General features: G+C 63.7%; 11 protein-coding genes. 5 read left to right on the plus strand and 6 right to left on the minus strand.

The genetic code is table 11. The annotated features are described in order from the left end of the window. Positions 1 to 398 precede the first annotated feature (398 nt). Positions 399 to 2,522, plus strand: a complete 2,124-nt coding sequence (locus tag GUY30_RS00310) for an HNH endonuclease signature motif containing protein (RefSeq protein ID WP_167193115.1) — start codon at positions 399 to 401, stop codon at positions 2,520 to 2,522. Between the two features lie 200 nt (positions 2,523 to 2,722). On the opposite strand, the gene GUY30_RS00315 is transcribed toward GUY30_RS00310, so the two are convergent. Then, positions 2,723 to 4,333, minus strand: a complete 1,611-nt coding sequence (locus tag GUY30_RS00315) for a nucleobase:cation symporter-2 family protein (RefSeq protein ID WP_167193117.1) — start codon at positions 4,331 to 4,333, stop codon at positions 2,723 to 2,725. 449 nt (positions 4,334 to 4,782) lie between these two features. Between GUY30_RS00315 and GUY30_RS00320 the strand changes: the two genes are divergently transcribed. Next, a complete protein-coding gene (locus tag GUY30_RS00320; protein WP_167193119.1) occupies positions 4,783 to 6,363 on the plus strand; it encodes an 8-oxoguanine deaminase in 1,581 nt (526 codons plus the stop codon). Positions 6,364 to 6,441: 78 nt separating this feature from the next. Here the strand turns inward: GUY30_RS00320 and GUY30_RS00325 are convergent, their stop codons facing one another. Continuing rightward, positions 6,442 to 6,927: a hypothetical protein gene (locus GUY30_RS00325; RefSeq protein ID WP_167193121.1), complete on the minus strand. Its 486-nt coding sequence runs from the start codon at positions 6,925 to 6,927 to the stop codon at positions 6,442 to 6,444. Between the two features lie 145 nt (positions 6,928 to 7,072). Between GUY30_RS00325 and GUY30_RS00330 the strand changes: the two genes are divergently transcribed. Then, positions 7,073 to 7,525, plus strand: coding sequence for a DUF2871 domain-containing protein (locus tag GUY30_RS00330; protein WP_167193123.1), 453 nt, complete (start codon positions 7,073 to 7,075; stop codon positions 7,523 to 7,525). Between the two features lie 99 nt (positions 7,526 to 7,624). Here GUY30_RS00330 and GUY30_RS00335 read toward each other — a convergent pair whose 3' ends face one another. Next, positions 7,625 to 8,437, minus strand: a complete 813-nt coding sequence (locus tag GUY30_RS00335) for a MerR family transcriptional regulator (protein WP_167193125.1) — start codon at positions 8,435 to 8,437, stop codon at positions 7,625 to 7,627. Between the two features lie 90 nt (positions 8,438 to 8,527). On the opposite strand from GUY30_RS00335, the gene GUY30_RS00340 reads away from it, so the two are divergent. Continuing rightward, positions 8,528 to 9,334, plus strand: coding sequence for a type 1 glutamine amidotransferase (locus tag GUY30_RS00340; RefSeq protein WP_228281551.1), 807 nt, complete (start codon positions 8,528 to 8,530; stop codon positions 9,332 to 9,334). A gap of 151 nt (positions 9,335 to 9,485) precedes the next feature. After that, positions 9,486 to 11,138 carry an alanine/glycine:cation symporter family protein gene (locus GUY30_RS00345; protein WP_167193127.1) on the plus strand — a complete coding sequence of 551 codons (1,653 nt, stop codon included), beginning with the start codon at positions 9,486 to 9,488 and terminating at the stop codon, positions 11,136 to 11,138. A 73-nt stretch (positions 11,139 to 11,211) separates the two neighbouring features. Here GUY30_RS00345 and GUY30_RS00350 read toward each other — a convergent pair whose 3' ends face one another. The 3 genes from GUY30_RS00350 to GUY30_RS00360 are packed head-to-tail and all read right to left on the minus strand — an operon-like array spanning position 11,212 to position 13,276. Next, complete coding sequence (locus GUY30_RS00350; protein ID WP_167193129.1) at positions 11,212 to 12,051, minus strand: hypothetical protein; 840 nt, start codon at positions 12,049 to 12,051, stop codon at positions 11,212 to 11,214. Continuing rightward, positions 12,048 to 12,662 (minus strand): DUF6114 domain-containing protein, encoded by a 615-nt coding sequence (locus GUY30_RS17720; protein WP_208091455.1) that lies wholly within the window; start codon positions 12,660 to 12,662, stop codon positions 12,048 to 12,050. Before GUY30_RS17720 ends, GUY30_RS00350 begins: the two co-directional genes overlap by 4 nt. After that, the gene (locus GUY30_RS00360) at positions 12,662 to 13,276 is read right to left on the minus strand and encodes a DUF6230 family protein (protein WP_039211616.1); all 615 of its coding nucleotides are present in this window, start codon (positions 13,274 to 13,276) and stop codon (positions 12,662 to 12,664) included. Before GUY30_RS00360 ends, GUY30_RS17720 begins: the two co-directional genes overlap by 1 nt. Positions 13,277 to 13,295 lie beyond the last annotated feature (19 nt).

Below are 13,295 nucleotides of genomic sequence, written 5' to 3' on the forward strand. Positions count from 1 at the left end.
TGTCTGGTCCGGAGGGATGCCATTTCAGGCGCCAAGAGGACCGAGTGCTTGATTCACGACGGGGAACCGAACCGTTTCAACAAACTGCATCAAACATAAGTGAAAATGAGTGACGATCGGTTTGTTATCGAACTGTAACATTCATTTCTACTTTTTGATAGTAGAATAGAACTAAGGCATTCACATCGACGTGAAAGGCGGTGAGACCGATGAAGGATCCTCAGGATCCAGGCGACAGCGGTCTCGAGCCTGCCTCGAATGAATCCGTTTCGGGTTCCCCCGCGTCTTCAACGGAACCCGCTTCCACGCCGCAGGTGTCTCTGATCGGCCCCGACTCGCCCCGTCGTCTCGACGTCGATCCTGATTCGCCTATGGCCGTTGTCGTCAGCCTGGCTCACTTGAGCACGGGCGTTCGTCTCGCCGAGTTCCAGGCCGTCGCCGGTCTGTTTCTGTCCGATGCGATCGAGAAGCTCCGCTACGCCGCGGGTGACAAGATCTACTACCACGCCACGTTCACCCAGACGGCCAATCGTTTCCTCACGGCACGCGACGGCCTGCTCCCCGAAAAGGACGATTTCGTGGATCCCTGGGAGTGCACTGGCTTCGTTTTCGATGACAGCGCCCTCGATGAATCTGACGACGCCGACCCAATCGCTGACGATTCCGCTGAAGCGGGAGCCGAAACAGACGACGCCGATGCCGCAGCTGTCCCTTCGGCATCAGCTGAGGTTGTTGCCGACGAAGACGGCAATGATGTTGCCGAAACTGGCGGTGCTGCTGACACGAGCACCGATGGCGGCGCCGACGATGACACCAGTGCTGATGCAAGTGCGGACTCCGGCGCCGCGGATAGCGCCGCTGAGCAGTCGCCGGCTCCGACGGTGAGATCGCTTCCGAATTTCCCCAAGTTCGGGCTGCACAAGTCCTTCAACAGCTGGGTCCATGACCTTGCCACGCGTGAAGAGATCGCCGAACTGACCACGGTCCTCGGCTCGACGAGCGACGGCGCCTACAGCGAGATCGCGAACGCCGTCACGCTGTCATTCGGACTGCCGAAGTTCCTGCAGCGCTGCCTCGCCGGTGAGTTCACGCTCGAACATGTGCTTGCCGCGACCCGGGCCATCAAAGACGTCGCCTTCGAGTACCTGCCTCGCCTCGATTCCTACCTGGGTGACCGCCGTGCTGATATCACGCTCGAGACCTTCAGGAAGTCGCTCAATCTCAAGATTGCGGCGCTCGTGCCCGTCGATGACCGGGCCGAACTGGCAGCCAAGCGCCGCCGGGTCGACATCATGACCTATCCCGATGGCACCGCCTCGGTGACTCTGTCCGGACCCGCCGTGGAACTCAACGCCTTCTACCTGCGCATCGAGGCTTTTGCACGAGCGATCCGCAACGGCAACATCTCGGCGCTCACCGACGAGAACACCGCTGGCTTCGAGGTTGCCGATCAGAACAGCATCGCCGCCCTCATGTTTGATATCGCCACGCGGGCAACACCTCAGATGGCCATTGCCGTGACGACGCACGACACGTCGACCGGTGAGACGACAACCAAGGAAATCGCCCTCGAAGCTGCAGACGACCCGACAGTTCCGATCACTGCGGCCGAGGTCGATCGCACCGCGCAGGCTGCGCAGCGTGAAGCCGAAGCGGCCGCCGGCACCGGCCTCGACGTGAAGACCACCATCAAGCTCGTCATGCCCACCCACGGACAGTGGGTGCGAGAACAGGCGAAGATGATGGTGACGGTTCCGTATCTCACTGCGGTGGGAAAGTCGGAGCTGCCGGGAACGTTCTCAGACGGCACTCCGGTGCCGCCGGATGCAGCTCGGGCCCTCGCGGGTGAGTGCCCCACTTGGCACCGGATACTCACTGATCCCGCTACCGGGACACCGATCGATGCTCGTTCACGCAGCTACTACATTCCAGCAGACGTGCGTGCGCCCTTGACCGGAAAATGGCAGTCCTGCACTGCTCCGGGGTGCAACCGACGGGCAGAGACCTCGGAAGTTGACCACATCATCCCCTTCGACCACGCAGATCCGGCCCGGGGCGGTCAGACGACGTTCGAGAATCTCCACCCACTGTGCAAACCCGACCACCAGGCAAAGACCGACCGCAAGTTCTCGATCCGAATGACCGAGGACGGGACGGTGGAGTATTCCTTCACCCGTGGGGTTGTCGCACGAATGTATCCGCCGGACAATCCGATCAACTCCGAGCACGCTCGGCAGGTGGAGAACTATGCCCAACTGCCGAATCTGCTTGGCGAGCGGATCGCCGACGACGTTGAGCGGAGCTCCGACGACGTTGAAGTGACTTCCGACGACGCTTTCGGCTGCTTTGCGGTCGATGACTCGTGCCGGCCCGAGAGTGACGGGCAGCTGAACCCGGCTGGTCATCGTGAGGTCGCAGATCCATCACCCAGTCCCGAACGAGGGGACCAGTGTGCCCCGACGGACAGCCGGAAGCCGCCGTGGAACGACTATTGGGACTCCGGAGACCCGCCCCCGTTCTGACGGCGGGCCTGATCTGACACTGGGCCCGATCTGACGGCGCCCCCGTTCTGAACGCGGGCTCGATCTGACAGCGGGTCCGACCTGACGACCCGGCCCGACCTGACGGCAACTCTGAAACACACGAGGCCCCGGACGCGCGCCTCCGCAGGCGGCGGCCGGGGCCCAAGCGGTGTAACCGAGCCTAATTGGCGTATCCGGTTTTAGGTCCCGTCCTCGGCGATGAGGCGGCGGACGTCTTCCTGGGTGCGCACCTCACCCTTCTGGGCGGCGTCGACGACCTTCTCATGCTGCTCCTCGGTGACGACGGGAACTTCTTCACCGTTGCAATCGACGATCTTGCCGTCCTTGACGGTATCGCCTTCATAGAGGATGGCTTCGTTGTCGATGAGGCGCTGCAGCTCTTCCTTGCGGATGACCCGTCCGGTGCCGGCCACGAAGACCGATCGGTCGGAGCGATCCTTCGTCTTCACACCGATGTGGTTGAAGATGAGGTTGAGCAGCACGGCCATGAGAGTGGCCGAGGAGATGCCCGAGTGCAGGATGATGCCGACCCAATCCGGGAAGGCGTTGTAGAAGTCGGGCTCGACGACCGGGATGATGCCGAAAGCCAGCGAGACCGCCACGATGATCATATTGAGGTTACCCTCGTACTCGACCTTCGACAGCGTGCGGATGCCCGACGCGGCGACCGTGCCGAACAGGACGATGCCCGCGCCGCCGAGAACCGGAGTCGGCACTGCGGCAATCAACCCGCCCATCACCGGCAGCAGACCGAGCACCACGAGGATCGCACCGCCGGCAGTGACGACGAAGCGCGACTTCACTCCCGTGATAGCGACCAGACCGACGTTCTGCGCAAAAGCCGACTGCGTGAAGGAGTTGAAGATCGGCGAGACCGCCGAGGACAGCATGTCAGCGCGCAGACCCGAAGCGATGCGCTTGGAGTCGACCTTCGTATCGACGATCTCTCCGACGGCGATGATGTCCGCAGTCGTCTCGGCGAAGGTGACGATGATGACGATGAACATCGAGATGATCGCCGCGGCCGAGAATGTCGGCATACCGAAGGCGAACGGCTCGGGGAACGCGAAGATGCCGCGATCGAGTACATGGGAGAAATCGGCCCAGCCGAAGATGAGGCAGCCGATGGTGCCGATGATGATGGCCAGCAGAATCGACAGCTGGGAGATCATCGCGACGGGAATCCGGCTGAGGATGAGCACGATCGCCAGGGTGACCACGGCGATGAGGATATTGCGCGCGCTGCCATAGTCGGCGGCCTCGGCGTCCCCGCCCATGGCCCAGCCTGCGGCCACGGGCATGAGTGACAGACCGATCGTGGTGATGACCGTTCCGGTGACCACCGGCGGGAAGAACTTCACGATGAGTGCGAACCCCGGAGCGACGATCAGACCGATCACCGAGGCGACCAGCACCGATCCGAAGACCGCAGGCAGACCGTCGCCGCCGGCCAGAATGGACGTCATTGTGGCGACACCGGCGAACGAGACGCCCTGGACCAGCGGCAGCTGCGAGCCGAAGAACGGCACACCGACCGACTGCAGAATCGTTGCGAGACCACCGACGAACAGACAGGAGGCGATGAGGAGGCTGATGCCGTTGCCGTCGAGACCGGCGGCATTGCCGATGATGAGGGGAACGGCGATGATTCCGCCGTACATGGTGAGTACGTGTTGCAGACCGTAGGCGAACGAGCTGCCGACGGAAAGCCGTTCGTCCTCCGGACGGGCCGGCTTGCTCGCGGCCGCGGACTTGCGGTCGTTGCTGGGTGACTGATGGGATACCGACATCTATCTCTCCATTGAGTGCGTCCTCGGGCGAAGACCTCACGGTGACTGACCGACCTCAGTGGCCGGTGTAGCGTGCGAGCGGGCATCAGATCGACCGAGGGATCGGTTGCATAATTCCGTTATGCGAAAGGAAATTTCCTTATCGCAAAACTCTAAAGGAATACCATTTGCGCCGCAAGCCATTTTAGTGACCCGCCGCACATGTTAGAGTTCACGGCAGTCGTGTACCCATCCCTCGACAATCTACTGATCGTTCGCTCAGTTCGATGGTTGTGCATCATCGTACCGTCTCGCCGACCAGTGGGTACAGTCGGGGATCCCGGATGGGATACCGACCGGCGGAGCAGCAGACGCCGGAAAACCTGAGCTGGTGGCGTCGGCCCCAGTTCTGTCGCCACTGACCAATAGTGCGCGCTCGTCGCGCACGGTTCAAGAGGAAAGGCGACACGATGACCGACATCAACAAAACCGGCACACCGTCAGCAGGAAGTTTCTCGGCTCCAGGGAGCTTCTCGGCACCGGGAAGCTCCCTGACTACGGGAGACCGCGCATCGAGGAACTCCCAACTGTCAGGGAACTCCCCGCGGCCGGGGGACCCTCCGGCGTCCGCGAACTCATCGACAGCGCGACTGTGGCTGCGCGATCCGCTGGCAGTCCACCTCGGTGTCGGTGTCGATCCGAACCGGGCGGCGCGGGGAATCGTCATCGATCGGACAACAGGGACCATCGTCGAACTCGTCCCGGCCGGTGGTGAACCCACCTCCTGCGGAGCCGAAGGGACCGCGGCCTCCGGGGAGAATCTCGAAGTCATCGACGCCTCAGCGCATGTCATCACGCCCGGGCTGATCAATACGCATCATCACTTCTACCAGACGCTGACCCGTGCATGGGCGCCCGTCGCCGACCTGCCCCTGTTCGGGTGGCTGCAGAACCTCTACCCGGTCTGGGCCAGGCTGACCCCGCGGGCGCTCGAACTCGCCACGACCGTGGCGATGGCCGAACTCCTCGAATCCGGATGCACGACCGCCGCCGACCACCACTATCTGTTCCCCACCGGCATGGACGAGGCCATCGACATCCAGGTCGACGTCGTCCGGAGACTCGGCATGCGCGCCATGCTCACCCACGGGTCGATGTCCCTGGGCGAGGACGACGGCGGACTGCCCCCGCAGCAGACCGTCCAGGACTCGGCAGTCATCCTCGACGATTCCCGTCGCCTCGTCGAGACCTACCATCAGCGAGGGCCCGGCGCTCAGATCCAGATCGGCTTCGCCCCGTGCTCCCCGTTCTCCGTGACCACCGAGCTCATGCGCGAGTCCGCCGCGCTCGCCGCGGAACTCGATGTCCGTCTCCACACCCACCTGGCCGAGACCATCGACGAAGAGGACTTCTGCCGTGAGACCTTCGGCCTGCGCACCGTCGACTATCTCGAGTCCGTCGGCTGGCTGGGGGAGCGGACCTGGTTGGCGCACGGTGTGCACTTCGACGATTCGGAGATCGGCCGCCTCGGCGCCGCCGGGGTCTCCGTCGCCCACTGCCCGACCTCGAACATGCGGCTGGCCTCGGGCATCGCCCGCGCCGTCGAACTCGAGGACGCCGGTGTCAACGTCGGACTCGGCGTCGACGGATCCGCGTCGAATGACGCCTCGAACCTCATCCGCGAGGTCCGGCAGGCCCTCTACATCCAACGTCTGCGCTACGGCGCCGAGGTGGTCACCTGCGACCGCGCCCTCGACTGGGCGACCAAGGGATCGGCGGCGGCACTCGGCCGCGACGATCTCGGCACCATCGAGGTCGGAAAGCAGGCCGACCTCGCGATGTTCCGCCTCGACGGCCTCGCATTCTCCGGATCGCACGACCCGATCCCCGCGCTCGTCCTCTGCGGTGCGGAGAAGGCCGACCGGGTGATGGTCGGCGGTCAGTGGCGGGTCGTCGACGGCCACGCCATCGGCGCGGACGGATACGAAATCGACAAGGAAGCGCTCATCGCCGCACATCAGGAGGAGGCGCGCCGCCTCGTGGCGGGATGAGGGCTGGGGCGGCGGTCGCCTCGGCGAACCTGATTTGAGGGCCGGTCGGGCCTTGGGCACAGATGGGCGACCGGCCGCTCAGTCCTCGGGCTTGCGGAACACCTCGCGCAGGTGGTCGCCGGTCAGGAAGTCGCCGACGCCGATCATGACCAGGCTGAACACGATCTGCTCGGTGATCATCCAGACCGGGTAGAGGCCGGGGATCGCGGCCATGACGAGGGTGATGACGGGGAAGATCTGCGTGAACAGGCGCAGACGCTGGTATCCCCAGTAGAAGCCCTTCGTTGCGCGCCAGAAGAAGTAGAAGAGTGTCACGGTCATGCCGAGGACGACGATCGTGCGCATCCACACGGCGAATGGCACGGGCTCGCCGGCTCTGGCGATGAGCACTGCGTAGACCACGGCTCCGAAGCCGAGCACGAGTTCGAACACGAGCAGCCAGGTGATCCAAGCGAAGGCGCGTTTCGTCTTCGGGTGTTCGAGGCCGTCCGAGGGCACGACGATTCCGGCTTTCCTGCCGCCGGCGAGGCGGTCGATCTTCGTGAGCAGGTTCTCCATGGCCATGCCACCAGGCTAGCGGGATTGCCGGCTCCGGAACCGATTTTCCGGGCCTCAGGCGCCTGTGTGATGGAACATCATTCGAAAGTTGGGGATGGAGTTCAATCCTGTGGGTCAGGAAACCGCGCCCGCGCGCTGATGAAGTGGAAGCATGAAGAAGTTATTCAACGCAGCTTTCACGTACATGATCATCGGCGTCCTCTCAGGACTGTTCTACCGCGAGTTCACCAAGGCCAACGGCTTCCCGTCCGGTGAGTTCACACAGCTCGGCCTCGTGCACACTCACCTGCTCACGCTCGGTTTCATCGTCCTCCTCATCGTCCTTGCGCTCGACAAGGTGTTCGGACTCTCCGGCACGAAGCTGTTCTCGTGGTTCTTCTGGCTCTACAACTCAGGCGTGATCCTCACCGCGTCGATGATGGTCTGGCACGGTTCCCTCACCGTCCTCGGCGAGGAGCCGAATGCCATGATCGCCGGAATCGCCGGCCTCGGGCACATCGCCCTGTCCGTCAGCCTCGTCCTGTTCTTCCTCGCCCTGCGCAAGAAGGTCGTGGCCGGCAAGGCCGTCACCGGTGGTGCGGAGGCGACTTCGCTGGCGCGCTGACCGGCACACCTTCGCCGAGGCGCGGCTGGGGCCCGCACCCAACGACGTCACCGTCGTGGTGCGGGCCTTCTGCCGTCTGCTTCGGCTGCGCCGAGGATGTCACACGATGATCGGCTGCTGGAGTTCGACGATCCATCCCGCTTGGACGGAGGTGTCGGAGGCGGCGTTGTCCCCCGTTTCGAGATAGATCTCGCGGCACGGGCCGGTCAGGGAATATCCCTGACTGATGCACCACTCGGAAAGGTGCTGCCAGCTGGCGCCTATGCGGGTCATCGACCCCTCGTGGATGAGAGGCGCCGCCGTGCACGACTTCAGCTCTGTGACCTGCAGATCCGCAATCCCCTGGGTTGCTTCCGTGCGATACCCGCAGGTGACCTCGGTTCCGTGTCCGGCGTCCGAGTAGATGCCGACACCGGCCGAGTGTCGAACGCCCGCCTCAGCCAGACGGTCGGCAACGCTGCCGAACAGAGGTCCGATCTCGGAGGTATCGAACGGCGGTTCGCCGAGAACGACCGTCTGTCCGAGGACTCTCTCCGGAGGCAGTTCCTTGATGATGCAGTCTGGATGGCTCATGTCTGTCCCTTCGATGAGTGCCAGCCGAAATTCGACTTCGGCCAGCTTCGCGGCTGCTGCCGACTGTTCGGCTCGTAGTTGATGACGTCGCAGATTGAGCATGCCGGTCAGCTCGGTCGTGCTGAGGTCGGCATCAAGAAGTTCGGCGATTTTCCGCAGCGGGATCCCTAGGGCGTTGAGCGCCATGATTCTGTTGAGCCGCGGCAGCTGCGCCACTGTGTAGCTGCGGTGTCCGGTGAACGGGTCGACCGAATCCGGTGTCAGCAGATCCATCGACTCATAGTGGCGGAGCATGCGCACCGACACTTGCCCCAGCTGCGCGAATTCACCGATCTTCATGTGCTCTCCTCGTCGTCATCGACAGTCCACCACCTGACATGGTGTCAGGTTCAAGGACAGCTCTCCGACTCATGGAATTCCGCCCGTTGGGTGAGCAGTGATTCCCAGCGCCGCGTGCGCATCCTCGCAATCGAACACGAACGTGGCACCGGAACGCAGCGGTTCGGCGAATGGCTGGTCGAAGCCGGCGCCGAGGTGGTGGTGACCCGTCCGTACCTCGGTGACCTGATCCCGGCGCTGGGGTCGGCCGATCGTTCGGAGTCCGAGGGGACGGTTGCCGAGGCGACGGTTGCCGAGGCGACGGGTACCGACGACAACAGCCCGTTCGATGCGCTTATCGTCCTCGGCGGGTCCGCGGGGCCCCTCGATGACGCAGAGAATCCCTGGTTCCCCGAGGTCAGGGATCTGCTTCGTCGGTCGATCGACGGGGAGTTCCCCAGCCTCAGCATCTGCCTCGGCGGGGAGATGCTCGCCCTCGCAGGCGATGCCGCGATCTCCCGGAGGGCGCACCCGCAGATCGGGGTCTACGAACTGAGTGCCACCTCGGAGGGGGAGTCCGACCCTGTGTTCGGGTCGCTGGCTGGAACGAGGCTGCCGTCCGTGCTCTTCCATCAGGAGGAGATGGCGCTGCCGACCGACGCCGAACTCCTCATCACCGGCTCCGATGCCCCGGTGCAGGCCTTCCGCCTCGGCGAATTCGCGTGGGGCACTCAGTTCCACCCGGAAACCGATGTCACGCAGATCTCGCGTTGGCTGGACGGCAACGACCTGGCCCTGCCAGCCGGCAAAACCGAGGATTCGATCATCGCCGAGGTGGAAGCTGACGATTCCGTACTCGTCGACAACGGTCGGCGATTGGCTCGGTCCTTCGTCGAGTTTCTCGAAAGCCGGCGCTAGGCAGGCTGCGCCCTTCAACGTGTGAGAAGCATGTGAACAAGGGGCTTTATCTGAGCGACCGCTGAAAACCAGCGTGGCGATTGTTACGTTGATCACGGGTGCCGGTCCCGGACCAACCCTCCGGACGAAAAGCAACTACGCGCCCGCAGATATGACTCCAATAACTGAACATCTCGCCCATTCCGCCACCGAGACGGATGTCGTCGCCGCCGGAGTCGACGAGGCCATCGAATCCTTCCTCGGACCCGCGGCACAGACCTTCAGCAATATCGTCTTCTTCGAGCTGCAAGTCGGCTCGCTCGGCATTCCGCTCATCGTCGTGTGGCTCATGGCCGCCGCCGTCTTCCTCACCGTCTACCTCCGCTTCCAGCCGATCACCGGAATCCGATACTCCATCGGCATCATCCGCGGCCGCTTCACCCGCAAGACCGACCCGGGTCAGGTCTCGAGCTTCCAGGCGCTCGCCACAGAGCTCTCCGGCACTGTCGGGTTGGGCAATATCGCCGGTGTGGCCGTGGCGATCACGATCGGTGGACCCGGGGCCGCCCTGTGGATCATCATCTTCGGCTTCTTCGCCATGACCGTGAAGATGGCCGAGGCGACCCTCGGCGTGAAATACCGACAGATCAATGCCGACGGCAGCGTCTCCGGCGGACCCATGTACTACCTGCGTGCGGGACTGGCCGAGATCGGACGGCCCAAGCTCGGCAAATTCCTCGCCGGCTTCTATGCACTCACCGCCGTACTCGGCGTCATCGGTGCCGGCAACCTGTTCCAGGCGAACCAGGCGGCCGCGATCATCGTTCAGGCCACCGGCAGCGAATCGAGCTTCTTCGCCGACAAACTCTGGCTCATCGGCGCGATCATCGCCGCACTCACCGCTCTGGTCATCCTCGGCGGGATCAAGAAGATCGGTCAGTGGACGTCGAAGCTGACTCCGCTCATGGCGATCCTCTATTTCCTTTCGATCGCCGTCATCCTCATCCTCAATGCCGGGCAGATCCCGCATGCCTTCGTGCTCATGTTCACCGGTGCCTTCAGCCCCGGCGGCGTCGCCGGAGGTGCCGTGGGCGTGGCGATCGTCGGCATCCAACGTGCGCTGTTCTCCAACGCCGCCGGAATCGGCTCGGCGGGCATGGCCCATGCCGCTTCGAAGACGACGAAGCCGGCCACCGAAGGCTTCGTGGCGATGTGGGAGCCGCTCATCGACTCCGTCATCATCTGCACCCTGACCTCGTTGGCGATCATCACCACCGGGCTCTACTCCGAGAGCACCGAGGACGGCATCGGCCTGACGGCGCAGGCGTTCGCCACCGTATCCGGCTGGTTCCCGATCCTGCTCACCATCGCCGTGGTGCTCTTCGCCTTCTCGACGATCCTCGCCTACGGCTACTACGGACAGCAGGCGCTGGGCTATCTGACGAAGAACTCGAAGGCCGCTGACAAGGCCTACCAGATCTTCTGGATCCTCGGCGTCGTCGTCGGCGCCTCGATGTCGCTGGAATCGGTCATCGCCTTCTCCGACGCGATCTTCTTCCTCATGGCCTTCCCGAACCTGCTCGGCATCTACTTCCTGGCCCGCATCCTGCGCCTCGAGATCCTGCGCCTGCGCACGAGGATCGACGTCGGTGTGATGCAGGAGATCACCCCTGTGGAACTCCAGGTCGGTATGGGTGACCACGAACCCACCCAGGAGCAGATCAAGGCCGCCGAGGCGGGGCGGAAGCGCAAACGCGACAAGCTGCGCGAGGTCCGCGATAATCTGCGCCGGAAGAAGCAGGAACGGCAGAAGGCCGCGGACTGAGTCCGCGGCCTTCGGGCCTTTCTGTTTCGAAGGTCGGCGCCGCCTCGGTGAGGGGTTCCGCCTCAGCTCAAGGTCAGTCTTCGGCCTTCTTGAGCTTCTGATCGGTGTTGGAGTAGGAGATCGAATCAGCGGTGGAGCCGACGAGCCCCATCGTGACTCGCAGAAGTCCGGGTTCGACGTCGTCCATGGGCGGAGGGGTCTCCGGCCCGATGGTCAGCGACTTCCCGTCCTTCGTCTGGGCTGTGATCGAACCGATGTAAGTAGTGACATTGCCACTGAGCGTCATCGTGTCGGCCGTGGTCACCAATCCCTCGTGCTCCTCGGGCGGCTTCACCGTCAGCGAGAATTCCTCGATCGTGATCTCGTCGGCCTGGATCTTCAGCACCACTATGGACCCGCCGTCAGCGGTGGGCACCGAGACGAACGAAATCCCCTTGAGGCCCTTGAACGACAGGGATTCGGATCCCATCGCAGCCGGAGTCTCCGTGAAGGTCGGCGCGTTCTCATCCATCTGTGCTTCGGATGGGAACTCTCCGTTGCCTTCTTCCTCCGAGTCCTCGTCCTCGGTCGGGTCGTCACTGGGCTCATCGAGTCCCAGGCCTCCTCCCGGGTCCGTGGGTTCTTCGGAAGGCTCCTCCGTCGGCTCCTCGCTCGGTTCATCCGTGGGGCCCGGTGCGGGCAGCGAGGGGTCGGACGTCGGTGGATCACTGGGCTTCACCGGCATGCCGGGAGACAGGTCATCCGCAGGTGCGGGGTCCTGGGTGTTTGCGGAATCCTTGTCATCGCAGGTGCCCGCGAGTGAGCACAGCGGTGACGATTGGGCGGCTGCAACCGAACCCGCCCCGAGAGTCGTCGGGAGGATCAGGACAGCTGCCGCCAGGATTGAGGCCGTGCGGCGGCTGGGTGCCCTCATGCAGTCTCCCCCTCAGCGGCTTCGGACTCCTTCGGCCCGCGCGGTCCCATCCAGGCGACGATGAGGATCGCGCCGATGGAGGACAGCAGCATGCCGATGATGAACCCGCCGAGGTTCACTCCGATGAGTGAATAGACTGCGAGGACGAGGGCGATGATCCCGTAGAACACGTGATGCGTGGGGCGGAAGATCGACAGCAGAGCGAGGACGACGATGGCGATCGGCAGGACCGTCGCCTGCAGTCCCTCGATGCCGAACTGGATCTGCATGTTGCCGAGGTCCAACTGTCCGGAGAAGAACAGCTCGATTCCTCCGAGGACGGCAAGCACTCCTCCGATGAAGGGGCGCTGCCGACGCCAGTGCTTGAACCCCTGGCGTTTCTCGGCGCGTTCGCTCATCTCGGCTCCCTCGCTGCTGTCGGCATCCTCGGCCTCCGGCGCCGGGACGGCGAACTCCGCCGTCTCGACGCCGGATTCGGAAGAGTCGCTCTGCTCATCGGCGCGTCGACTCCGCCGGGACAGCGCAAGCAGGCTCGTCTTCTGCACGGTTGCCTCCTGATCGGCGGCCTCCCGTTCATCGGTCGGCTGCCCGTTGGCTGCTGAGTCCCTCATCAGTCGCACTGCTCAGATCCGTCGGTGAGCTTCAGCGACATGTCCTTGAGCGTGAAGACCGAGGCCGTGGTCGACCAGGAATCCTGCTTGAGGTCCTTGATGTTGACGGTATCGGCGTCCTGCGAGAAGTCGCCCTTGCTGCCCTTTTCCTTCGTGTTGACGTCGGAGGCATCGACGCCGATCCGGATGTTCTTGAACGACGCATCGCCCTCGAGTCCGGTCATGCCGATCTGCAGGTCCTTCGCCGTGGCTGGTTCGCCCTTGCCGCCAGCCTTGATGAGGATTCCGACCTTGCCCAGGGGAGTTTCCTGCACGGCCGACTGGCAGAGGTTCTCCAGGCTCGCGTTCTTGATGTTTGCGGTGACGACGGCGTGCTCGGCGCCTTCTGCGTCCTTGGCGACTCCGCTGTACTGGGAGAAGCCGGTTCCATCGAGCTCCGTCGAGGAGATCTTGAACTGAGTGCCGGAGATGGCGAACGAGACCGGCACCGCACCCTGGGCTACCCCGCCCATGAGCATGGCTGAGACGACGCCGGTGGGAATCGCGACCATGGCGATGCGACCGGCATGAGACGAGACGAGCCTGCGGATGAGGCTGGGGTTGCGGAACTTCATTGATCCTCCTTGACCACCG

The organism is Brevibacterium pigmentatum, assembly GCF_011617465.1.
Classification (GTDB): domain Bacteria; phylum Actinomycetota; class Actinomycetes; order Actinomycetales; family Brevibacteriaceae; genus Brevibacterium; species Brevibacterium pigmentatum.

Excerpts from the sequence above, each read along its gene's own strand:
- GUY30_RS00315 (WP_167193117.1), bottom strand. The coding sequence starts at position 4,333 with ATGTCGGTATCCCATCAGTCACCCAGCAACGACCGCAAGTCCGCGGCC.
- GUY30_RS00320 (WP_167193119.1), top strand. The coding sequence starts at position 4,783 with ATGACCGACATCAACAAAACCGGCACACCGTCAGCAGGAAGTTTCTCG.
- GUY30_RS00325 (WP_167193121.1), bottom strand. The coding sequence starts at position 6,927 with ATGGCCATGGAGAACCTGCTCACGAAGATCGACCGCCTCGCCGGCGGC.
- GUY30_RS00330 (WP_167193123.1), top strand. The coding sequence starts at position 7,073 with ATGAAGAAGTTATTCAACGCAGCTTTCACGTACATGATCATCGGCGTC.
- GUY30_RS00335 (WP_167193125.1), bottom strand. The coding sequence starts at position 8,437 with ATGAAGATCGGTGAATTCGCGCAGCTGGGGCAAGTGTCGGTGCGCATG.
- GUY30_RS00345 (WP_167193127.1), top strand. The coding sequence starts at position 9,486 with ATGACTCCAATAACTGAACATCTCGCCCATTCCGCCACCGAGACGGAT.
- GUY30_RS00350 (WP_167193129.1), bottom strand. The coding sequence starts at position 12,051 with ATGAGGGCACCCAGCCGCCGCACGGCCTCAATCCTGGCGGCAGCTGTC.
- GUY30_RS17720 (WP_208091455.1), bottom strand. The coding sequence starts at position 12,662 with ATGAGGGACTCAGCAGCCAACGGGCAGCCGACCGATGAACGGGAGGCC.
- GUY30_RS00360 (WP_039211616.1), bottom strand. The coding sequence starts at position 13,276 with ATGAAGTTCCGCAACCCCAGCCTCATCCGCAGGCTCGTCTCGTCTCAT.